24 protein-coding genes are annotated in these 21,567 nt (G+C 65.4%); 6 read left to right on the forward strand and 18 right to left on the reverse strand.

All coding sequences use genetic code 11. The annotated features are described in order from the left end of the window. Window positions 1-1,440: phosphate acyltransferase (locus CEY08_RS27655; RefSeq protein WP_249278897.1), on the forward strand; the 1,440-nt coding region annotated here is incomplete at its 5' end. A 112-nt stretch (window positions 1,441-1,552) separates the two neighbouring features. Here the strand turns inward: CEY08_RS27655 and CEY08_RS27660 are convergent. The 3 genes from CEY08_RS27660 to CEY08_RS27670 form a co-directional block, all read right to left on the reverse strand. Next, a complete protein-coding gene (locus CEY08_RS27660) occupies window positions 1,553-1,933 on the reverse strand; it encodes a hypothetical protein (protein WP_084738596.1) in 381 nt (126 codons plus the stop codon). Between the two features lie 237 nt (window positions 1,934-2,170). Then, window positions 2,171-2,527, reverse strand: a complete 357-nt coding sequence (locus CEY08_RS27665; protein WP_042794901.1) for a DUF4148 domain-containing protein — start codon at window positions 2,525-2,527, stop codon at window positions 2,171-2,173. A gap of 284 nt (window positions 2,528-2,811) precedes the next feature. Next, a complete protein-coding gene (locus CEY08_RS27670; protein ID WP_059377677.1) occupies window positions 2,812-3,027 on the reverse strand; it encodes a SlyX family protein in 216 nt (71 codons plus the stop codon). Window positions 3,028-3,105: 78 nt separating this feature from the next. On the opposite strand from CEY08_RS27670, the gene CEY08_RS27675 reads away from it, so the two are divergent. Beyond that, window positions 3,106-5,190: a TonB-dependent receptor gene (locus CEY08_RS27675; protein ID WP_076817880.1), complete on the forward strand. Its 2,085-nt coding sequence runs from the start codon at window positions 3,106-3,108 to the stop codon at window positions 5,188-5,190. Window positions 5,191-5,199: 9 nt separating this feature from the next. On the opposite strand, the gene CEY08_RS27680 is transcribed toward CEY08_RS27675, so the two are convergent. From CEY08_RS27680 to CEY08_RS27730, 11 genes are all read right to left on the reverse strand, one after another. Next, window positions 5,200-5,832 (reverse strand): nitrogen fixation protein NifQ, encoded by a 633-nt coding sequence (locus CEY08_RS27680; protein WP_076815205.1) that lies wholly within the window; start codon window positions 5,830-5,832, stop codon window positions 5,200-5,202. 189 nt (window positions 5,833-6,021) lie between these two features. Continuing rightward, complete coding sequence (gene cyoD, locus CEY08_RS27685; RefSeq protein ID WP_042794898.1) at window positions 6,022-6,372, reverse strand: cytochrome o ubiquinol oxidase subunit IV; 351 nt, start codon at window positions 6,370-6,372, stop codon at window positions 6,022-6,024. Further along, window positions 6,372-6,986 carry a cytochrome o ubiquinol oxidase subunit III gene (gene cyoC, locus CEY08_RS27690; protein ID WP_042794897.1) on the reverse strand — a complete coding sequence of 205 codons (615 nt, stop codon included), beginning with the start codon at window positions 6,984-6,986 and terminating at the stop codon, window positions 6,372-6,374. Before cyoC ends, cyoD begins: the two co-directional genes overlap by 1 nt. Window positions 6,987-6,989: 3 nt before the next feature. Continuing rightward, complete coding sequence (gene cyoB / locus CEY08_RS27695) at window positions 6,990-8,966, reverse strand: cytochrome o ubiquinol oxidase subunit I (protein WP_042794896.1); 1,977 nt, start codon at window positions 8,964-8,966, stop codon at window positions 6,990-6,992. Window positions 8,967-8,968: 2 nt separating this feature from the next. Then, entirely contained in the window at window positions 8,969-9,877 is a 909-nt protein-coding gene (gene cyoA, locus CEY08_RS27700; RefSeq protein ID WP_042794895.1) for a ubiquinol oxidase subunit II, read from the reverse strand. A 258-nt stretch (window positions 9,878-10,135) separates the two neighbouring features. Then, window positions 10,136-10,687 (reverse strand): response regulator transcription factor, encoded by a 552-nt coding sequence (locus tag CEY08_RS27705; RefSeq protein ID WP_042794894.1) that lies wholly within the window; start codon window positions 10,685-10,687, stop codon window positions 10,136-10,138. A gap of 5 nt (window positions 10,688-10,692) precedes the next feature. After that, window positions 10,693-11,895 carry a HAMP domain-containing histidine kinase gene (locus tag CEY08_RS27710; protein ID WP_042794893.1) on the reverse strand — a complete coding sequence of 401 codons (1,203 nt, stop codon included), beginning with the start codon at window positions 11,893-11,895 and terminating at the stop codon, window positions 10,693-10,695. A gap of 234 nt (window positions 11,896-12,129) precedes the next feature. Beyond that, the gene (locus CEY08_RS27715) at window positions 12,130-12,489 is read right to left on the reverse strand and encodes a DUF4148 domain-containing protein (RefSeq protein WP_063643476.1); all 360 of its coding nucleotides are present in this window, start codon (window positions 12,487-12,489) and stop codon (window positions 12,130-12,132) included. 251 nt (window positions 12,490-12,740) lie between these two features. Further along, window positions 12,741-13,241 carry a copper chaperone PCu(A)C gene (locus CEY08_RS27720; protein ID WP_076815203.1) on the reverse strand — a complete coding sequence of 167 codons (501 nt, stop codon included), beginning with the start codon at window positions 13,239-13,241 and terminating at the stop codon, window positions 12,741-12,743. 26 nt (window positions 13,242-13,267) lie between these two features. Beyond that, window positions 13,268-13,891 carry an SCO family protein gene (locus CEY08_RS27725; RefSeq protein WP_076815201.1) on the reverse strand — a complete coding sequence of 208 codons (624 nt, stop codon included), beginning with the start codon at window positions 13,889-13,891 and terminating at the stop codon, window positions 13,268-13,270. 62 nt (window positions 13,892-13,953) lie between these two features. Next, window positions 13,954-14,379 carry a DUF2946 family protein gene (locus CEY08_RS27730; protein WP_063643473.1) on the reverse strand — a complete coding sequence of 142 codons (426 nt, stop codon included), beginning with the start codon at window positions 14,377-14,379 and terminating at the stop codon, window positions 13,954-13,956. 221 nt (window positions 14,380-14,600) lie between these two features. Between CEY08_RS27730 and CEY08_RS27735 the strand changes: the two genes are divergently transcribed. After that, entirely contained in the window at window positions 14,601-15,278 is a 678-nt protein-coding gene (locus CEY08_RS27735; protein WP_042794892.1) for a M23 family metallopeptidase, read from the forward strand. Between the two features lie 52 nt (window positions 15,279-15,330). On the opposite strand, the gene CEY08_RS27740 is transcribed toward CEY08_RS27735, so the two are convergent. The 3 genes from CEY08_RS27740 to CEY08_RS27750 all read right to left on the reverse strand — a co-directional run bounded on the left by CEY08_RS27740 (window position 15,331) and on the right by CEY08_RS27750 (window position 17,630). Continuing rightward, window positions 15,331-16,086 (reverse strand): amino acid ABC transporter ATP-binding protein, encoded by a 756-nt coding sequence (locus CEY08_RS27740; protein ID WP_042794891.1) that lies wholly within the window; start codon window positions 16,084-16,086, stop codon window positions 15,331-15,333. Further along, window positions 16,083-16,763, reverse strand: coding sequence for an ABC transporter permease subunit (locus CEY08_RS27745; protein ID WP_042797302.1), 681 nt, complete (start codon window positions 16,761-16,763; stop codon window positions 16,083-16,085). Before CEY08_RS27745 ends, CEY08_RS27740 begins: the two co-directional genes overlap by 4 nt. 84 nt (window positions 16,764-16,847) lie before the next feature. Continuing rightward, window positions 16,848-17,630 (reverse strand): amino acid ABC transporter substrate-binding protein, encoded by a 783-nt coding sequence (locus CEY08_RS27750; RefSeq protein ID WP_076815199.1) that lies wholly within the window; start codon window positions 17,628-17,630, stop codon window positions 16,848-16,850. A 194-nt stretch (window positions 17,631-17,824) separates the two neighbouring features. On the opposite strand from CEY08_RS27750, the gene CEY08_RS27755 reads away from it, so the two are divergent. After that, complete coding sequence (locus CEY08_RS27755; protein WP_170946344.1) at window positions 17,825-18,910, forward strand: P1 family peptidase; 1,086 nt, start codon at window positions 17,825-17,827, stop codon at window positions 18,908-18,910. Window positions 18,911-18,995: 85 nt separating this feature from the next. Next, complete coding sequence (gene trhA, locus CEY08_RS27760) at window positions 18,996-19,625, forward strand: PAQR family membrane homeostasis protein TrhA (protein WP_042794888.1); 630 nt, start codon at window positions 18,996-18,998, stop codon at window positions 19,623-19,625. Between the two features lie 12 nt (window positions 19,626-19,637). Here trhA and CEY08_RS27765 read toward each other — a convergent pair whose 3' ends face one another. Beyond that, window positions 19,638-20,111 (reverse strand): Lrp/AsnC family transcriptional regulator, encoded by a 474-nt coding sequence (locus tag CEY08_RS27765; RefSeq protein WP_042797301.1) that lies wholly within the window; start codon window positions 20,109-20,111, stop codon window positions 19,638-19,640. 138 nt (window positions 20,112-20,249) lie between these two features. On the opposite strand from CEY08_RS27765, the gene kynU reads away from it, so the two are divergent. Then, window positions 20,250-21,500, forward strand: a complete 1,251-nt coding sequence (gene kynU / locus CEY08_RS27770) for a kynureninase (protein ID WP_076817878.1) — start codon at window positions 20,250-20,252, stop codon at window positions 21,498-21,500. Window positions 21,501-21,567: the final 67 nt, after the last annotated feature.

Consider the following 21,567-nt stretch of genomic DNA (forward strand, 5'->3'; position numbering starts at 1 on the left):
AATCCCACGCCCGAGATCCTGCCGGAAGTGGCGCAATCGGTGCGCGACGACGTGGTCATGGCCACCGGCCGTTCGGATTATCCGAACCAGGTCAACAACGTGCTGTGCTTCCCGTACATCTTCCGTGGCGCGCTGGACGTGGGCGCCACCACCATCACCCGCGAGATGGAAAAGGCGGCGGTGTACGCCATCGCCGAGCTGGCCGAGGAAGAACAGAATGAAGTCGTGGCGGCGGCCTATGGCACCTACGACATCTCCTTCGGCCCCGAATACCTGATTCCCAAGCCCTTCGATCCGCGCCTGATCGTGCGCATTGCCCCGGCGGTGGCCAAGGCGGCCATGGATGGCGGCGTGGCCACGCGTCCGCTGGCGGACCTGGAAGCCTACGAAGAGCAACTGCAGCAGTTCGTGTACCACTCGGGCGCCTTCATGAAGCCCTTGTTCTCGGCAGCCAAACGCATCGTGCGCGAAGGCGGCAAGGCCCGCATCGTGTTTACGGAAGGCGAGGACGAGCGCGTGCTGCGCGCGGTGCAGGTGGTGGTGGATGAAGGCTTGGCCCGTCCCATCCTGGTGGGCCGGCCGTCCGTGCTGCTGTCACGCATCGAGAAATTCGGCTTGCGCCTGCGCCTGGGCGAGGACGTCGAGGTCACCAATCCGGAATACGACGAGCGCTTCCATCAGTACTGGACCACGTACTGGGAACTGATGTGCCGCCGCGGCATCACCAAGGAAATGGCGCGCGTCGAAATGCGCCGCCGCCTGACCCTGATCGGCGCGATGATGGTGCACCTGGGCGATGCCGACGGCATGGTCTGCGGCACGGTTGGCGCCTACCACGACCACCTGCGCTTCGTGGACGAGGTCATCGGCCGCCGCCCCGGCCACAATGTGTACGCGGCCATGAACATCCTGTTGCTCAACGAGCGCACGGTGGTGCTGGTGGACACGCACGTCAACGATGAACCCTCGGCCGAACAGATCGCCGAATTCACGGTGATGGCGGCGCAGGAAATGGCCCGCATGAACCTGGCGCCCAAGGTCGCGTTGCTGTCGCGCTCGAACTTCGGTTCGGGTAGTTCGGCGTCGGGCGCGAAGATGCGCCGCGCGCTGGAACTGGTGCGCCAGGCCGCGCCGGACCTGGAAATCGATGGCGAGATGCATGGCGACTGCGCGCTGGACGAAGCGCTGCGCATGCGCATCCTGCCCTCGTCGTCGCTCAAGGGCGAGGCCAATCTGCTGGTGTGCCCGAACGTGGACTCCGGCAACATCGCCTACAACCTGCTCAAGACGGCCGCGGGCGGCAACGTGGCGGTGGGCCCGTTCCTGCTGGGCGCGAATGCGCCGGTGCACATTCTGACCTCCAGCTCCACCGTGCGCCGCATCATCAACATGACTGCGATGACGGTGCTGGACGCCAACCGGGTCGAAGCCTCGGCCTGATCCAGCCCCGGCGCGCATTCACCGCCGGGCCACGCCAGGGCAAAAAGACAAAAAGCCGCGCCATCTCCGGATGGCGCGGCTTTTTTGCGCTGAAGTCCGGCGCGGGGCGAGCTTAGTTGCGGCTGGCCTTCCAGGTGCCGTCAGGCTGCTTGCAGAACCAGAACTGCCATTTTTCGGTGGTGGCGCCGCGAGCGAAATCGCCAACCAGGAAACGGCAGACGCGGTCGTCCTTGACCCTGCTGGTCTGCGTAGGCGTCAGCTGGACGGTGATGGGCGGAGCCTTCCTGGGCTGGTGCGTGCTGCTCCACTGGGTGCGCTGGCCGTCGGCCGACGTGTTCAGGGACTGCGCCACGGCTTCGTGGAACGAGGGCTGATCGCCCTTGGGGATTTGCGTGATGATGGCATTGTTCAGCATCACCGGAGGCGCGGCGATCGCAGGCGCGGCCATGCCACAAGCCACGAGCAAAGAGGCGAGAACGCGGGTGTGTTTCAAGATGGGCTCCCTGTTGAGTCGTAGTGTTATGCCTGATCTTGGGGCGATAGTACGCGAACGGATGGAACAATGCTCTGCGCGGCGCGCTGAAACCAGCGGTTTTTGCCTGGAGGCCACACCTGGGCCCGAAGCGTCCGGTCACAAGAAGCGCGGCTGGCGCTTTCCGCATAGGCGAAAAAAAGCCGCCAGAGACTGGCGGCCAAGGTACAACAAGGGGAGGGGTAAATCCGCGTGCGCTCAGTTGGCGTGGTAGACGCCTTGGAAGGGCACGTTGTTCGGTTCCACATCGGCCATCTGGCCGGCGGCGCGGGCTGCCGCCAATTCAGCGCGCACTTCGGCGCGGGTCTTGCCGGTGTGGGGCGTGCCGTACACACCTTGGAAGGGCACGTTGTTCGGTTCCACTTCAGCCATCTGGCCGGCAGCCTTGGCGGCGGCCAGTTCAGCCTGCACCTGGGCGCGGGTCGGGCCTTCGTAGGGGGTGCCGTAAACACCTTGGAACGGAACGTTGTTGGGTTCGATGTTGGGCGAGGCGGCGTAGGCGCCAGCGCTTAGCGCGGCCAGGGACATCATCAAAGCGGTAGCGAGGGTCTTCATGGTAAATCTCCGATTTCAAGAGCTTTGGGAGCGAATCGGCGGCCTATCCGTCTGGTTCGTTGCTGTTTCCCGATGGCTCAATAGTGCGCTGAATCGGACTAGGGATAAACCCGTATATTGGTAAAAGATATTCCCATCAGTGGAAAGATAGGCAATTTCTTAGGATATATTTTCCATTGATGGAATCGGGGACGGATTTTCAGGCGCAGGAATGCCTGGAATACGGCGATTCCATGAAGCACTGGGCGCAGGCGGGGAAGGGCGGCGAAGAGGCGCGGCCCGTATCAGTAGTGCGGCGGTATCTCGTCGCGCAGGCTGCGGAAGGGGGCGCCGCCCTCGGGCGCCTGCTGGCGCAGGTCGGCCACTTCGCGCATCAGCCGGTCTATCTGCTGTTGCTGGCGCACGATGATCTGGTTGAGCTGTTCCAGCATGTCGTCCGAAAAGCTGGCCTTGACCTCCAGCTCCAGCAGGCGGCGTTCGATGTCTTGCAAGTTATCCATGGCGGGTATTAGAACCGATTCCCGCCGCGGCCCCTACAGGAGGCGTGTTTGACGCAGCGGCAATGGTGGCGTACGGGCGTGGGGCATTGGGCCGTGCATGGCCTGCTGGCGTCGTTTCCGGCTGGGACCGCCTGGGCGCAGGAAGCGGAACCGCTTTTGCCTGCCGTCGTTGTGACGGGCACGCGCCTGGACACCACGGTGCTGGATACTCCGGCCTCGGTCAACGTGGTGGAGGGCGCGGCCATGCGCCTGAACCAGCCGGGCATCAACCTGTCCGAGGGCTTGGCCGGCGTGCCGGGCCTGCAGATCCAGAACCGCCAGAACTACGCCCAGGATCTGCAGATATCCAGCCGCGGCTTTGGCGCCCGCTCCACTTTCGGCGTGCGCGGCGTGCGCCTGTACGTGGACGGCATTCCGGCCACCATGCCGGACGGACAGGGGCAGACGTCGAACATCGATATCGGGTCCATCGGCCATGTCGAAGTGCTGCGCGGACCGTTTTCCGCGCTGTACGGCAATTCCTCGGGCGGCGTGATCCAGGTGTTTACCGAGGATGGCGCGGCGCCGCCCTCGCTCGCGACCAGCGGCTGGGGCGGCAGCTACGGCACCTGGCGTTACGGCGCCCGCGCCCACGGCGCAGCCGGCGCGCTGGACTACGTGCTGGACCTGACCCGTTTCACCACCGACGGCTATCGCGACCACAGCGCCGCCCGCAAGAACCTGGGCAATGCCAAGCTCGGCCTGCAACTGGACGACGCCAGCCGCCTGACCATCGTGGCCAACAGCGTGGACCTCAAGGCGCAGGATCCGCTGGGTCTGACCTACCAGCAGTTCCAGGACGATCCGCGCGCGGCTCCACTGGCCCGGCAGTACGACACCCGCAAGACGGTCAGGCAGACCCAGGGCGGCGCGGTCTACGAGCGCCAGGTGGACGGCCGCAATACCTTGCGCGTGATGGTTTATTACGGCCAGCGGGACACTACGCAATACCAGGCCATTCCCCCGGCCGCGCAGATGGCGCCCACCCAGGCTGGCGGGGTGATAGACCTGAAGCGTCAGTACGGCGGCGCCGATCTGCGCTGGACCTCCGAGCAGACGATGGCGGGCCGGCCATTGACGTTGATCGGCGGCTTTTCCTATGACTCCATGCGCGAAGACCGCAAGGGCTACCAGAACTACACGGGTGAGGGCGCCAGCCGGCAACTGGGCGTGCAGGGCGCGCTGCGGCGCGACGAGACCAATACCGTCTACAACGCGGATCCTTACCTGCAGGCATCCTGGCAGGTGACGGAGCGCTGGACGCTGGATGCCGGCCTGCGTTACAGCACGGTCGGCTTCGATTCCAACGATCATTACATTGCGGCCGGCAATGTCGACGACAGTGGCGACGCGCGCTATCGCAAGGCCTTGCCGGTCGCGGCCGTCCGTTATGCGCCGAATCCGGATCTGAGCTTTTACGCGTCGTATGGGCGGGGATTCGAGACGCCGACGCTCAACGAGATCTCTTACCGTCCCGGCGGCCAGCCCGGCCTGAACTTCGGGCTGGCGCCGGCGCTCAGCACCAATCTGGAGGCGGGCGTGAAGGCGAACCTGGCGGGCGGCTTGCTGACGGCCGCGGTGTTCCATACCGGCACCGACGACGAGATCGTGTCCGCGGGCAGCTCCGGCGGACGGACCACGTACCAGAACGCCGGCCGCACGCGGCGCGATGGCGTGGAGCTGGGCTGGTCCGGCGAGTTCGCCAGACATGGGCGCGCGCAACTCTCCTACACCTGGCTGAATGCGCGGTATGCCGACGACGGGCCAGGCGATATCCGCGCCGGCAACAAGATCCCCGGCATCGCGCGCCAGGCAGCCTATGCCTCGCTGGCCTGGGCGCCGCCGGAGGGTTGGCAGGCATCGATGGAAGGGCGTTTTCTCAGCAAGATCTACGTGAACGATGCCAACGACGGCGACGCGCCTGCCTACTTCGTGGCGGCACTTGGCGCGGGGTATGTATTGAAGGCGGGGGCTTGGGAGCTGAACGCCTACGGGCGTGTAGACAACCTGTTCGACCGGCGCTACGCCGGATCCGTGATCGTCAACGAGACCAACGGACGCTACTACGAACCCGCTGCCGGGCGCAGCCTGGGAGCGGGCGTGGGCGCGACATACCGGTTCTGAGAACGGTCCTCAGTCCGGCATGTCCGAATAGCAGAAACCATAGTCTTCGCAGGCCGGGCAGCCCGGCGCGGCGGTTGGCGGCAGGCCCGCCTGCTCGCAGGCGGAATAGGCCAGGAACTGCTTCCACCGCAGGTTGCGCACATTGCGCACCATCAGGCCGGGATAGTGCCGTGCCAGCAGGAAGGTCACGTCCTCGCGGCCCGACAGGCCCAGGTCCCGCCACAGATGGTCGGGCCGGAGACAGGCATGCGCCAGCACGCTGGTGACCCAGGGTGTCGTGCCCGCGCCGGGCGCTGCCCAGGTGTCCAGCAGCGCGCGCATCAGGCGCATGAATTCCGTCTGGGCCGTATCTGCGCGGCGGGCCGGGTAGATGGCGGCCTGCTCGCGCAGGCTCGCCAACGCCGGGTCGTGGCCCGTCAGTGCGCCGGGGAAGAGGCACGCCGCGAGGCTTTCCAGTTCGCGCGGCGCCAGGCCGCAGCGGCCCAGGTCGCCGCCGGCCAGGCTCTTGCCGATGACGGTGGCGAAGAAGCCTGCGTCCGGATGGCCCGGTGGGGCATGGCGCAGCAGCGCGCCGCAGAACCGCGAGGCGAGGTCGGTCCTGTCGGCCGGGGTTGCTACGGGAGCGAGGGAGACGGCGTTCATGGTCGGAAGGCGGTGGTTGCCGATGATTAAACTGTTAATCAAATCGTTATGGTGTTGAATATATAACGAAACCCGCGCTGCGTCCGCGTTGTCTGGCATGGTTCCGGGGCCGCGCGATCGGCGTATCGCCGGGTAAAAAAAAACAGGCGCCCGCAGGCGCCTGTATTTTGCTTCAACGGCAGGCCGTCATTACATGGCGTGACCCATGTTGACGTTCATGTTGTAGAGCACCCATGCCGAACCGCCAACGATGATGGCGATGATCATGACGGTGAACAGGAACGTGGCCAGGTTGTCGCGGGCCGACTTCGATGCGCCCATGTGCAGGAAGTACACCAGCTGCACCAGCAGCTGGATCACGCACAGCGCCACCACACCGATGATGGTGATGGTGTGGGACAGTCCGCCGTTCATCACCAGGCCGAAGGAGCCGAAGGTGAGAAGCAGCGAGAGCACGAAACCGATGATGTAGGACTTCAGGCTGCCGTGGTCGGCGGCGTGGTCGTCGTGGCCGTGTGCGGCCGCAGCGGAGTGCGACATCAGATGGCTCCCATGAGATAGACGAAGGTGAAGACGCAGATCCAGACGATGTCCAGGAAGTGCCAGAACAGGCTCAGGCACGCCAGACGACGCTTGTTGATCGAATCCAGGCCATGGCGGCGGATCATGTCCAGCAGGACGATGATCCAGATCAGGCCGAAGGTGACGTGCAGGCCGTGCGTGCCGATCAGCGTGAAGAACGCCGACAGGTACGCGCTGCGGCCGGGGCCGGCGCCGATCGAGATCAGGTGATGGAATTCATAGACTTCCATCGCGATGAAGCCCGCGCCGAACAGGAACGTCACCATCAACCAGCCCATGGCGCGGCTCTTGTTGTTGGCGTGCACGTTCAGGTTGGCCATGCCGAACGTGAAGCTGGAGAACAGCAGCAACAGCGTTTCGACCAGCACGAACTTCAGATCGAACAGTTCCTTGCCCGTCGGACCGCCCGCGGTGGCGTTGAACAACACCGCGAACGTGGCGAACAGCACCGAGAAGATCAGCAAGTCGCTCATCAGATAGACCCAGAAACCGAAAACGGTCTTGGATCCATCGTCGTGATGCGCGTGATCGTCGTGACCCGCGTGGGGGTGAGTGGCTACGGCTTGAATCATGGCTCAGGCGGCCTTCTGCATTTTGTCAAAGTGAGCGTTTTCGATGCGTTCGACTTCCGCGGCCGGGACCCAGTAGTCGACGTCGCGGTCATAGGCGCGGACGATGAACGAACCGATCATGCCGACGAAACCGACGATGGACAGCCACCAGATGTGCCAGATCAGGGCAAAGCACATGACCAGGCCAAAGGCGCCGATGAATACGCCGGCGGCGGTGTTCTTCGGCATGTGGATGTCTTCGTACTTGGCCGGGCGCTTGTAAGCCTTGCCGTTCTGCTTGTCTTCCCAGAACTGGTCCAGCGAGTCAACGTGCGGCACGTGGGCGAAGTTGTAGAAAGGAGCGGGCGAAGAGATCGACCATTCCAGCGTGCGGCCATCCCAGGGATCGCCGGTGATGTCCTGGTTCTGCTTGCGCTGGCGAACCGACACGAAAACTTGCTGCAGCAGGAACCAGATGCCCAGCATGATCAGCGCGGCGCCGGCCAGGGCGACCAGCAGGTAGGGCTGCCATTCGGGGTTGTCGTAGTGGTTCAGGCGACGGGTCATGCCCTTGAAGCCCAGGATGTACAGGGGCATGAAGGCCAGGAAGAAGCCGACGAACCAGCAGTAGAACGAATAGCGGCCCAGGCGTTCGTTCAGCTTGAAGCCGAAGGCCTTGGGGAACCAGTAGGTCATGCCGGCGATGCAACCGAACACCACGCCACCGATGATGGTGTTGTGGAAGTGGGCGATCAGGAACAGGCTGTTGTGCAGCACGAAAGACACGCCGGGGATGGCCAGCATCACGCCGGTCATGCCGCCGATGACGAAGACGATCATGAAGCCCAGCGTCCACAGCACCGGCGTGGTGATGCGCAGGCGGCCGCGGTAGATGGTGAACAGCCAGTTGAAGATCTTCGCGCCCGTCGGGATCGAGATGATCATTGTCGCTATGCCGAAGAAGGCATTGACGTTGGCTCCCGCGCCCATGGTGAAGAAGTGGTGCAGCCAGACCAGGAACGACAGCACGCCGATGGCGGCCGTGGCGTAAACCATGGATTTGTAGCCGAACAGGGTCTTGCGGGCGTAGGTGGCAACGATTTCCGAATACACGCCGAACGCCGGCAGCACCAGGATGTAGACCTCGGGGTGGCCCCAGATCCAGATCAGGTTCACGTACATCATGACGTTGCCGCCCATGTCGTTCGTGAAGAAGTGCGTGCCCAGGTAGCGGTCCATCGTCAGCAGCGCGAGCGTTGCGGCCAGCACGGGGAAGGCAGCGACGATCAGGACGTTGGTGACCAGCGAGGTCCAGGTGAAGATCGGCATCTTCATCAGGCTCATGCCCGGCGCGCGCATGCGCAGGATGGTCACGATGAAGTTGATACCGCTAAGCGTGGTGCCCAACCCGGATATCTGGAGCGCCCAGATGTAGTAATCCACCCCCACGCTCGGGCTGTAGTCCAGCCCGGAGAGCGGCGGATAGGCGAGCCAGCCGGTCGCGGCGAATTCGCCCACGAACAGCGAGATCATCATCAGCGCGACGCCGGCGCCGAACAGCCAGAAGCTCAGCGAGTTCAAGAACGGGTAGGCCACGTCGCGAGCGCCGATCTGCAGCGGCACGACAAGGTTCATCAGCCCGGTGATGAAGGGCATCGCCATGAAGAAAATCATGATGACGCCGTGGGCGGTGAAGATCTGGTCGTAGTGGTGCGGCGGCAGGAAGCCCGCCGAGTCGGCGGACGCGACCGCCAACTGGGTACGCATCATGATGGCGTCGGCGAAGCCGCGCAGCAGCATGATCAGGGCGACGATGATGTACATCACGCCGATACGCTTGTGGTCGACCGTGGTCAGCCACTCCGTCCAGAGATACTTCCACTTCTGGAAGTAGGTGATGGCGCCGAAGACCGCTAGGCCTCCCAGGCACACGGCGGCCAGCGTAACCATGACGATGGGTTCATGGTACGGAATGGCCTCGAGGGTGAGTTTCCCGAGCATTGTTAGTTAATTCCTGCGATCAGATTGTTCGACGTGGGGGTGCACGTGGCGGAGTCCACGCCGGCCATCTTGGTCATGGTGCTGCCAAGAATGAAATCAAACATGGCGGGGGGCGCCGAGGAGTACTTGACGACCGGGTTGTGCTCGCTGCGCTTGGTCAGCTCCGCATAGACCTCGGGGGTCAGCGCGGCCGGGGCGGCCTTGGCTTCCTTGATCCAGTTGTCGAACCCTTCCTGCGGCATGGCGATGGCCTTGAAGCGCATGCCGGAGAAGCCGGCGCCGCTGTAGTTGGCCGAGATGCCCGCATAGGTGCCGGCTTCGCGCGCGTTCAGGTGCAGCTTGGTCTCCATGCCAGCCATCGAGTAGATCTGGCTGCCCAGCTGGGGGATGAAGAACGAGTTCATGACCGTGGCCGAGGTGATCCGGAAGTTGACCGGCACATCGACGGGGAACGCGATCTCGTTGACCGTGGCGATGTCGTACTCGGGGTAGATGAACAGCCACTTCCAATCCAGCGAAACCACCTCGATGGTCACCGGCTTGTGTTCGGACACGAGCGGCTTGTAGGGATCCAGCGCATGCGTCGAGCGCCAGGTGATCACGGCCAGAATGGCCACGATGATACAAGGGATGGTCCAGACTACGACTTCGATCGCCGTGGAGTGGGCCCACTTGGGCTGGTAGTCAGCTTTGGTGTTGGAGGCGCGGTATTTCCAGGCAAAAGCCAGGATCATGACGATGACTGGAATCACGACGATGAGCATCAGCCCGGTCGTCGTGAACAGCAAAGTCCTTTCCTGGATGCCGATATCTCCCTTGGGGGAGAGGATTTCCATGTTGCAGCCGCCAAGCAGCATGACCGCGCCGACGCTAAGAATGCGCGTAAGGGTCGCAAGGAGGGGGTGTTTCACGTACAGCCTTGGATGGAAGGTGGAAAATGCTGCGTAGCAGCAAGCGGAAGTGCTGCTAGGCAGCAACGTCCATCCTATCGGCTTGATATGGGTCAAGCATGCGACGAATGGTCGCATTGCCTGGGGGGATTCCGCCCCAAGGGAAACAGATTTAGGGTTTTCCTAGGGGGGCAGGGGGCTGCTGCAGGGTTCCAGGGTGCGACGATATGTCGCACCTGCACATGCGGGATATGCGACGATTTGTCGCATCTGCACAAATCAGTCGATGAGCACCTCGCGTTCCGGCCCCGGTTTTTTGGCCAGTTTGCGCTGCAGGGAGCGCCGGTGCATGCCCAACAGGCGAGCGGCCGCCGAAACATTGCCGCCGGTTTCGTGCAGGGCCTGGTGGATGTGCTCCCATTCTAGGCGGTGCAACGGTGTCATGGTGGTTTCGATCGTAACGTTTTCCGGCTTCACCAGGCCCAGCGTGCGCAGGATCATCGGCGCCGTGGCGGGCTTGGGCAGGTAGTCGTCCGCGCCGCGCTTGATGGCCTCGACGGCGGTGGCCACGCTGGCGTAACCGGTGACCAGCAGGATCCGCATGTCGGCGCGCAGGGCGCGCAGCGGCCGGATCAAGGTCAGGCCGGAGTCTTCGCCCAGGCGCAAGTCCACCAGGGCGAAGGCGGGGCGGATTTCCTCGGCCACGCGCAGCGCTTCGGCGATGCCGGTGGCGGTTCGGGTTTCCAGGCCGCGGCGCGACAGGCTGCGCTGCAAGGTGCGCACATACAGCTCGTCGTCGTCGATCAGCAGGCCAAGATCGGTTGGGTTCATTGCACTCAAGTCCCGGGGTTCCCTAGCGGGAGGTAAAAACGAATACGCGTGCCGCCATCTTCGGCGGCGGTCATGGTCATTTCGCCGCCCATCTGTTCCACCGTGGCGTGCGATAGCGCCAGGCCCACGCCCAGCCCTCCCGGCTTGCCGCTGTTGAACAGGCTGGTCGCCGGCAACAGGGTCTGGTCGGGATCGAAACCCCGGCCGTAGTCCCTGACTTCGCCGCGCAGGGCGCCATAACCGTACTCCAGATGCAGATCCACGCGAGGGGCGCCGGCGGCTTCGCCGGCATCGGCCGCGTTGTTCAAGAGGGCCTGCAGCAGGTGGGCGATGGCCGGATCCACCCGCAGGCTGCCAGGCAGGCTGCCCGAGCGCTGCAGGTCGATGGTCGGCCGGATCAGGCGCCACTGTCCCACCACCCGGACCAGGTCCACCGCGGTTGGGACCGCCAGATTGCGGATACGTTCCCGGCACAGGGCCAGCAGCTGGCTGAGCGTGGAGACGTCGGCGCGCAGGTCGTCGTCCTTGACCTCGGCGGCGATCTCGTCGGCCAGCAGCGTCATGGTCGCCAGCGGGGTGTTCAGTTCATGCGCCATCGCCGCGGCGTGAGTGGCCAGGGCGACGATGCCTTCGTTGCGGGTGAAGCGTTCGCGCAGCCGCGCCAGTTCGCGTTCGCGGTCGCGCAGGTCCGAGGCCAGGCGGGTCGAAAACACCAGCACCACCACCACGGAAATGAGGAAATTGGCGCCCATGCCCCATAGCAGCAGCGTGTGGGTGTCGACCTCGCCGCGCAGCGGCTGGCCGAAGATCGCCGCCGCCGCATAGCCCGAGATGCCCGCCACCGCCGCGGCCAGCGCCCAGTTGCGCGGCAAGGCCAGGGCCGCCAGCGCGGTCAGGATCAGGAACATCATGCCGAACGGATTGCTGATTCCGCCGCTCCAGCCCACCATCCATGCCAGCACCGCCATGTCCACGAACAGATGGCCGAATGCCGTGGCATGGGACAGGTCACGGCGGTGCCGCAGGCGCAGGCTTGCGTAGACGTTGAAGCCGATCAGCGCGCCGACGCCGATCCACAGCGGCTCCAGCGGCAGGGCCAGGCCCAGCACGCTGCTGGCCAGCAGGATGGTGGCGGCTTGGCCCGCGATGGCGAGCCAGCGCAGGCTGCAGAGGGTACGCAGGAAGGAAAAGGCGGAACTACCGGGCATATCCAGACACAGAGGTGCCGGCTGGCTGCCGGCGGGTACGGGCGCCCGGCTGCGCGGAACGCTGGCATCCGGGCGCGGCGGGGGGAGCCGGCTGCCGCCGCGCCGGCAAGGACGCGGACGGTGGATGTGCTGGCATTGTATGGTGAATCAGCAACCGCCGCCGGCCGGCCCCCGGCTTATATGTCCCCGAATTTCGGCCGGCAGTGCCGGTCCGCCGTTGCGCCTGCCTCTGTATTAATGGATATCAGAGGTGCCGCTGTGCGCCATCGCGGCAGGAGGGTAGTCTTCCTGGTCGGACGCCATCTGGCCCTGGACCTGCGCCTGCTGCAGCTCCTGCTCGACCTGCGCGCGGGTTTCGCTCTGGCGGGAGACGACGGGGGGAGGATAGTCTTCCTGGCCGAAGGTGTATTGGCCATTGGCCTTGGCCTCGGCCAGTTCGGCGCTGACCTGGCCCGCCGTCTTGGCGGCGGGGGCGGCGTAGGTGACGCGCCAGTCGCCGTAGAGGTCGCGAGAATACTGCGTGGTCTGGGCCTGGACGGCGCCCGCGGCGGCCAAGCCGGCGCATAGCAATAAGGTCTTGCTGTAGGTCTTCATGAAACGCTCCTGGCAATCAAAGCTTGCGGCCGAGGGCGGCCGCGCCTACGTCCACGATGCTGTCGGCGGACGATTCCTGGATGCGGAAAAGCCTGGCCGGCGGCGCCGCAAGGGCGCGCGCCGGACCTTTTTCAATTCGACCCGGCGCGCGGCGCGGCGTTGCACGCCAGGCGGCCTTGTTGCAAGGAAGCTGTTTCAGCCGTGCAGCACAGCTGTCAAGCCACTTTCATGGGGACGTTGCGGGCCGGGCATCAATGGCCATGGCCATGGCCGGCGGCCGGGGCTGCCCCCGCATTCAGCGGACGCGCTACCGCATCGACCGGCACGCGCCGCTGGTTCCTGGCGGCATCTTCGACGATCAGCGTCAGGGCGACGTGATCGCCCGCCGCGATCTGGCCGGCCAGATCGATCAGCATGACGTGGTAGCCGCCGGGCTTGAGCTCAACGGGCTGGCCCGCGGGCAGATCGATGCCTGGCACCTGGCGCATCTTCATGACGTTGTCCTGCATCGCCATTTCATGGATTTCCACGTGCTTGGCGGCTTGCGATTCCACACCGACCAGGCGGCCCGCGGCGTTGGACGTCAGGCGCATGAAGACGCCCGTGGCATGCTGGCTGGGCACGGTGGCGCGCACCCAGGCGTCATCGACCTTGATGCCGGCGTCCTGGGCGAGCGCAACATGGTTGGCGCCGGCCAGGGCGCAGAAAGCAAAGGCGGCGGCCGCCAGGGACTTGATCGCGATTTTTTTCATGAGACTGGTCTCTTTGAGAGTTTGGGTCAGAGCACGGTGCGCAGATCGTCCACGCATTCCTGCGCGCTCTGCTGGTGGCGCAGGGCGATGCGCAGCTTGCCGTTCGCGTCGATGACATAGGTCAGCGCGGTGTGGTCCATGGTGTAGGACGAGCCGGTGGCGACCTTCTGATAGAAAACCTTGAACGATTGGGCGGCCGCGCGGGTCTGCTCGGCATTGCCGCGCAGGCCCACGAAGTCCGGATCGAAGGCTTGGGTGTAGGCACGCAGGATCTCCGGCGTGTCGCGTTCGGGGTCGACGGTAATGAACAGGACCCGCAGCTTGCTGGCGTCCGCGCCCAGCAGGGTCTTGATCTCGACCGCGCGGGTCAGCGCCGTGGGGCAGATGTCCGGGCATTGCGTGAAGCCGAAGAACAGCATCACCGGCTGGCCGGCGTAGTCGGCAAGCTTGCGTTCACGGCCATCGGTGTCCTGCAGTTGGAAGTCGCCGGACGGCATGCCGGAAAGATCCATGCCGTGCAGCTTGGGCGCATCGGGGCCGCAGCCCGTCAGGGCCAAAAGGGCGAGTGAGGACAGCAGCAGGCGGCGCCGCGGGTCGGGCGCGTGGGAGTGCGTCGCGCCGAAGCGCGCGCGCGGAAGGGGGGAATGCATGAAAACCTCGTCGGTTGACGTGTCGTCCAGGGGCGCGGCGAGGGCCGCGCGTTCAGGCGGAGTCAGGCGGCGAGTGGCGGTGCGCGGGAGCCTAGCGGCGGACCCGAGGCGGTTCGCGCGGCCGGGGCATTGCCGGCGGGGGCGGGCAGCGCGGGAAGGCCGGCTGCCAGCAACAGGGGAGTCAGCGCCGGGGCGGGAGCCGGCGCCACGTGCGCCAGCAGGCCGAAGGGGCATAGGGCGCCGACATCGGCGGTGTCATGCGCGGTCTTGCTTTTGTCTTCGGACGACAAAGCGAGGGTCAGCGCCGATACATCGCCGGCGGCCGAGCAGAACGTGACCTCCAGCCGGCCGTCATGCAGCGCCCGGGTGTCGGGCATGTAGCCTGTGGGCACCAGCGCGCGCAGCACCAGGGCCAGGAGCGCCAGCCAAAGCACGCCCCGCGCGCGCGCGGCGCTGCCGAGAGACTGGAGGCGGGTCAGGCGGGACATGGCGGCATTCTATCCCGCGCCGCCGACGCAAGCATCTGGCCCCAGCGCCCATGGCGCGTCAAAATCTTGGTACCCTTTAACGCACTCAGATCCCGACATCCCACTCAGTGCCCCAGGTTTCAGTGCTTTCCCCGTCCGCCTCGACCTTGCCCATTTCCGCCTTGCCCGCTGCCGCGGCGTCTGCCGACGCGCGCCAGGACAGGCGATCCTTCCGCTTGTGGATGTGCGTGCTGGCGGTGGCGTTGCTGGCCTTGCTGTCCGCCTGCGGCACCACCAAGGTCCAGCCTGGGTACTACCGCGTGCAGTCGGGCGACACGCTGACCCAGATTGCGCGCAAGCAGGGCACCAGCGTGAGCAACCTGGTGCGCTGGAACAAACTCTCGAATTCCAATTCGATCGAAGTCGGGCAGTTGCTGCGGGTCGAGCCGCCGGCCGGACAGGCTCGCACCTCCCCGCCGCCCAGCAAGGCGGGCAGCAAGCCGGCGCCCAAGTCGTCCACTTCCAGCGCGCGGCGGCGCACGGCTCCGCCGGGCGCGATCTCGCTGGTCTGGCCCGCTCAGGGCAAGGTCACGCGCGGCTACGACGGATCGGGTTCCAACGGCATCGTCATCAGCAATTCCTCGGGCACGCCGGTCGTGGCCGCCGCGCAGGGCACGGTGGCCTATTCCGGCAGCGGCCTGCGCGGCTACGGCCATCTGGTCATCGTCAAGCACAACGCCAGCTTCCTGAGCATCTACGCCCACAACAGCAAGCTGCTGGTCAAGGAAGGGCAGCGCGTCAGCCAGGGCCAGAAGATCGCCGAGATGGGCAATAGCGACAGCAAGCAGGTCGGCCTGTACTTTGAGCTGCGCTATGACGGCCAGGCGGTCGATCCCGCGGGATCCTTGCCGCCGAAGTAGGAGTCCCCGGGCAGTTGCCGGCCCTGGGTGCGCGCCAGCGGCTGCCGTCGTCCTAGCGTGGGGTTTCCTGCGTCAGCGTCGAGATGAAGGCGGCCGTGCGCGGATCGGCGGGCTGGCCGAACAGGGTGCGCGAATCGCCGGATTCGACCACGCTGCCATCCAGCAGGAACACCACTTCGCGCGAGACGCTGGCGGCCAGCCGCAGATCGTGGGTGGCCATCAGCATGGTCATGCCTTCGGCCGCCAGCTGGCGCAGCACGTCGACCACTTCGGCCGCAAGGCCCGGATCCAGGGCCGAGGTGGGTTCGTCGCACAGCAGCACGCGCGGCGCCGGCGCCAGCGCCCGGGCGATGGCCACGCGCTGCTGCTGGCCGCCCGACAGGTTGGCGGGCCAGGCGTCCGCCTTTTCCAGCATGCCGACCTTGCGCAGCAGTTCCTCGGCGCGGGCACGCGCGCGGTCCTGGGGCCACTTCTGCACGGTCAAGAGGCCTTCCATGACATTGCCGATCACGGTCTGGTGCGGGAACAGCTGGAAGTTCTGGAACACCATGCCGGTCTGCTTGCGCACGCGCTGGACCTGGTCGCGAGAGAGCTTTCGGCCAGGTTCGAATTCGACCGTTTCCGGTCCGATCTCCAGCGTGCCGCGATCGGGTACTTCCAGCAGGTTCACACAGCGCAGCAAGGTGCTCTTGCCGCTGCCGGACGGCCCGATCAAGGCCGTGACGCTGCCTTCGGCGATGCTTACGTCCACCTGCTTGAGCACGGGGTTGCCGCCGAATGCCTTCTCTATTTTTTCCAGGCGGATCATCGGTTCTTCTCGTTAAAGACCGCGTGCTGGCCAAAGCGCCGTTCCAGGCGGACCTGCGCGGCGGACAGGACGGAGCTGAACACCAGGTAGATCAGCGCTGCCTCGGTGTACAGGATCAGCGGTTCATAGGTGACCGCAGCGATGCGTTGCGCCGCCTGGAAGATTTCGGGCACGGTCAGCACCGCCGCCAGCGAGGTGTCCTTGACCAGCGCGATGAAGGAGTTGGACAAGGGCGGCACCGCCACGCGCGCCGCCTGCGGCAGGATGGTACGGCGCAGCGCCTGCGCGCGCGTCATGCTGAGCGAATAGGCGGCTTCCCATTGGCCCTTGGTAATGGATTCGATGGCCCCGCGTATCACTTCCGAGTTGTAGGCGCCCACATTGAGAGTGAAACCGATCAGCGCGGCGGGCAGCGGGTCGAGCACGATGCCGGCGCTGGGCAGGCCGTAGAAGATCACGAATAGCTGCACGAGCAGCGGCGTGCCGCGGATCAGCCAGACGTAGAAGCGCACAACCGCCACCAGCGGGGCGGGGCCGAACAGGCGGATCAGCGCCACCACGAAGGCCAGCGCCAGCCCCAGCGCGAACGACATCAGCGTCAGGGGGACCGTGAACATCAGCCCCGCATGCAGCAGGGGCCAGAACGAATCCACCATCAACTGCACCCAGGCAGGCACCGCCCAGTTGCCAAGTTGCGCCAGCAGCCAGTCAGGCAGGACGGATTGCAGCCAGGGGGGTAGCGTCATGTGCGCTCCGCTCGCTTATTGCGCCGACAGGTCCGTGCCGAAATATTTGACCGAGATGGTCTTGTAGGTGCCGTCCGCCTTGATGTCCGCCAACGCCTTGTTGATGGCGGCCTGCAGCTCGGGATTGCCCTTGCGGATCAGCACGCCCGAGTTGCTGAACTCGGCGGTCTTGTCGGTGGCGGCGATTTTCACGCGGGCGTTGGGCTTTTGCTTTTTGAAGTCCAGGAACGACAGGTTGTCGTTCACCGTGGCTTCGACGCGGCCCGAGGTCAGCAGGTCGATGGCTTCGTTAAAGCCCTGTACCGCGATCACTTCGGCGCCATGGCTTTGCGCCAGCTTGCCGAAGTTGCTGGTCAGCGTGTTGGCCGATTTCTTGCCCTTCAGGTCGTCGAAGGACTTGATGCTGGTGTTGTCGTCGCGCACGATCAGCACGGCGGCCGAGGAGATGTAGGGATCCGAAAAATCGTATTTGGCGCGCCGCGCGTCGGTGATGCCGACCTGGTTGATCACCGCGTCGTACCGCTTGGCGTCCAGCCCGGCGATGAGGCCGTCCCATTTGCCTTCGACGAATTGCGCCTTGACGCCCAAGCGCTCGGCGATCGCGCGGCCGATGTCCACGTCAAACCCGGTAAGCTGGCCGGATGCGTCATGGAAAGTGAAAGGGGCGTAGGTGCCTTCGGTGCCGATCTTGAACACGCCGGCGGATTTGATCTGGTCCAGTCCGGATTGGGCATGAGCCGCGGACAATGCGGCGACCTGGACGAGGCCGGCGACGAACAGCGTACGGAAGAGTTTCATGGCGGTGCTCCACGGATGGCAGATATCTCGGGGGAGAGCATCCGTGCCTGCGATGCCCTCCGGCGTAGCCGCACTCTAACAACGCGCCTATTTTTCCACAAAGCATAAGGAATAGTAAAAATATAGCGGCAAGTCATATGGCAATACCCCTGCTCCGGCGCGATGCCGTCGGGGTGCATCCAGGCAGGACTTCAATGGAGATCGGTGTGGAACAGCAATGGAATAGGCGGGCTTTCATGATGGCTGCGGCAGGCGCGGCAGCAGCAAGCGCAATGCCCGCCCAGGCGGCGGACGCCTCGCGGCTGATGCCGGGCAGCGGCAGCATCACGCAGGTGGCGGGGTTGCGGGTGGGGCACTACACCGACACGCGCCGCCCCACGGGCTGTACGGTCATCATCGCCGAGGCCGGCGCGACCGCCGGAGTCGACGTCCGCGGCGCGGCGCCCGGCACGCGGGAAACCGACCTGCTCAATCCGGTGAACATGGTGGAGAAGGTGCACGCCGTGGTGCTGTCGGGCGGCAGCGCCTTTGGTCTGGACGCGGCCTCCGGCGTCATGCGCTATTTGGAGGAAAAGAAGATCGGCTTCGACGTGGGCGTGGCGCACGTGCCCATCGTGCCATCGGCCATTCTGTTCGACCTGGGCGTGGGCGACGCCTCCATCCGGCCGGACGCGGCCGCGGGCTATCAGGCCTGCAAGTCGGCCACGGAAGCCGCGCCGCAAGAGGGCAATGTGGGCGCGGGAGCGGGCGCGACGGTGGGCAAGCTGTACGGCCCCAAGCGTGCCATGAAGGGCGGCATCGGCAGCGCGTCGCTGACCGTGGCGGGCGTGACGGTGGGCGCCATCGTCGCGGTCAATGCCGTGGGCGATGTGGTCGATCCGGCCACCGGACGCATCCTGGCCGGCGCCCGCAGCGCGGACGGCAAAATGCTGCTGGATACCCGCGCGGCCATCCTGGCGGGCGACCTGCCCAAGTCCATGCGCCCCGGCACCGCCACCACCATCGGCCTGGTCGCCACGGATGCCAAGCTCACCAAGGCGCAGGCGCAGAAGATCGCGGGCATGGCGCATGATGGGCTGGCGCGCACCATCAATCCCATCCACACCATGCTGGACGGCGACACCATCTTCGCGCTGGGCACAGGCACCTCTGGCAAGCCGGGCAACGTAATGCTGCTGGGCGTCATGGCGGCGGAGGCGATGGCAATTGCGGTGCAGCGCGCCATCCTGTCGGCGCGCGCGCTTGAAGGCTATCCCGCCGCAGTGGATTTCGTCGCCTGACGGCTTCGCGTCCTGACCTCGGACTGTCACACAACGGCGCCATCATGGGGGGCGCCGGCGCGTGGCCGGCGGGCGGAGGGCGTGCATGTACAAGGGCGAACGATTCAATGGCGCGACGCACCTGGCCGGCCTGGCCCTCGCGGTGGCCGCCTCGGGCGCCCTGATTGCCCGCGCGGCTGAGCTGAAAGTTGATACGCGGCAGGTCATCGCCTGCGCCGTGTTCGCCGCGTCGATGATCGCGGTCTATGCGTCGTCGGTGCTGTTCCATTGCACAAGGGGGCGCCGCAAGGCTACGTGGGCCAAGGCTGACCACTGCGCCATCTACCTGTTGATCGCAGGCACGTATACGCCGCTGGCCTACGGGCCGGTGGAACATGGCTGGGGCGCCGCCATGGGCGTGGCGATCTGGCTGCTGGCCGCGGTCGGCATCAGCCGCGAACTGTGGTGGGCGCGCGGCGCGGCGCCGGCATTGCCCTTGTATCTGGCGATGGGATGGCTGGGCGTGATGTTTGCCGCGCCGATCGCGGGCGCGTTGTCCGCGGCCGGGCTGGCCTGGCTGCTGGCCGGGGCGGCGGTCTACACCGCCGGCACGCTCTTCTACGTGAATGACAAGCGCTGGCCCCACGCGCACGGCATCTGGCACCTGTTCGTCATGGGCGGCACGGCCTGCCACTTCGTGACGGTATTCGGCTTCCTGCGGCTGAGCCCGGCCTGAGCGCCGCCGTTCCTAGCGCCAGCTTGCCAGTGGCAGCATGCCGCCGCGGTTTTTCACTTTGCGCATGACGATATGCGAACAGAGGTCGCGCACGCCGGGGATCTTGCTGAGCTTGTCCTCGACGAATTGCGAGAACGCCGTCAGGTTGCGCGTGCGCACCATCAGAATGTAGTTGGACGCGCCGGTCACGATGCTGGCCTCGGTGATTTCATCATGCAGCGCGATCCCCGCCAGGAATTCCTCGTGCCAGCCGGGACGTGACTGGTCCAGCGACACGTGGACGATGGCCTCCAGTTCGAAACCCAGCTTTTCGGCGTCCAGCACGGCGCGGTAGCTGCGGATCAAGCCGCTGTCTTCCAGTGCGCGGACCCGCCGCAGGCAGGCCGAGGGCGACAGCGCCACCTGCTCGGCCAGGTCCTGGTTGCTGAGGTGGCCGTTTTCCTGCAACCGGTAAAGAATGCGCTGGTCTATCGCGTCGATCTGCATGATGCAATCAAATTCCAAAAAAATGAATCATGTGCAATCCAATGCGAAAACCTAGGGTAATCCGCGCCTGAATTTGCAATTTATCAGCCTGATCACGCTGATAGTATGTATCCGGAATATAGCCTCAAGGAGCTGGAAATGAACACCCGTGAAGCCTGCGTGGACGCAGACCGCCTAGACCCTCTGGCGGCCCTCAAGGACCGCTTCGATCTGCCGCCGGGCGTCCTCTACATGGACGGCAATTCGCTGGGCGTGCTGCCCAAGGCCGCCGCCGCCCGCGCCGCTTCGGTGATCGGCCAGGAATGGGGCACGGGACTGATCCGCAGCTGGAACACCGCTGGCTGGTTCGACTTGCCCAGCCGCCTGGGCGACAAGCTGGGCCGCCTGCTGGGCGCGCGCGAAGGCGAGCTGGTCGTGACCGACACGACCTCGTTGAACATTTTCAAGGCATTGGCCGCGGGCCTGCGCATCCAGCAACACCAACATCCCGAGCGCCGCGTCATCCTGTCCGAGCGCGACAATTTCCCCACTGACCTCTACATGATCCAGGGCATGATCGACCTGCTGCAGCAGGGCTATGAAATGCGCCTGATCGACGATGACCTGCCCCTGGACAAGGCGCTGGACGAGTCCGTGGCGGTCATGCTGCTGTCGCACGTGAACTACCGCAGCGGCCAGATGCACGACATGGCCGCCGTGACGGCGCTCGCGCATGAGCGCGGCGCGCTGGCCATCTGGGATCTGGCGCACGCCGCGGGCGCGGTGCCGGTCGACCTGAATGGCGCCGACGCCGACTTTGCCGTGGGCTGCACCTATAAGTACTTGAACGGCGGCCCGGGTTCGCCCGCCTTCATCTGGGTGGCGCCGCGCCACAGCAAGGACTTCTGGCAGCCGTTGTCGGGCTGGTGGGGCCACTCGCGGCCGTTCGACATGGCCGTGGCCTACGAGCCGGCGGGCGGCGTGCGCCGCTACCTGTGCGGTACCCAGCCCATCGTGTCGCTGTCGCTGGTGGAATGCGGATTGGACGTGGCGCATGCCGCCGACATGGCCGAAGTGCGCAAGAAGTCGCTGGCGCTGGGTGACCTGTTCATCGCGCTGGTCGAGGAGCGTTGTGAGGGCCATCCGCTCACGCTGGTGACGCCGCGCAACCACGCGGACCGCGGCAGCCACGTCAGCTTCCGTCACCCCAACGGCTTCGAAGTGATGCAGGCGTTGATCGCGCGCGGCGTGATCGGCGACTACCGCGAACCCGAGGTGCTGCGCTTTGGCCTGACGCCGTTGTATTTCGGCTATGCCGATGTGTGGGATGCCGTCGACATCCTCAAGGACGTGCTGGACACGCGCGCCTGGGACAAGCCGGAATTCAAGCATCGCGCCGCCGTGACCTGAGCGGGCCGCGACACAGCGATATTGCGCGGGCCATAACGGCCCTATATCCATAAAAGAAGAGAGCGCA

It is taken from the genome of Achromobacter insolitus, assembly GCF_002209555.1.
Classification (GTDB): Bacteria; Pseudomonadota; Gammaproteobacteria; order Burkholderiales; family Burkholderiaceae_B; genus Achromobacter; species Achromobacter insolitus.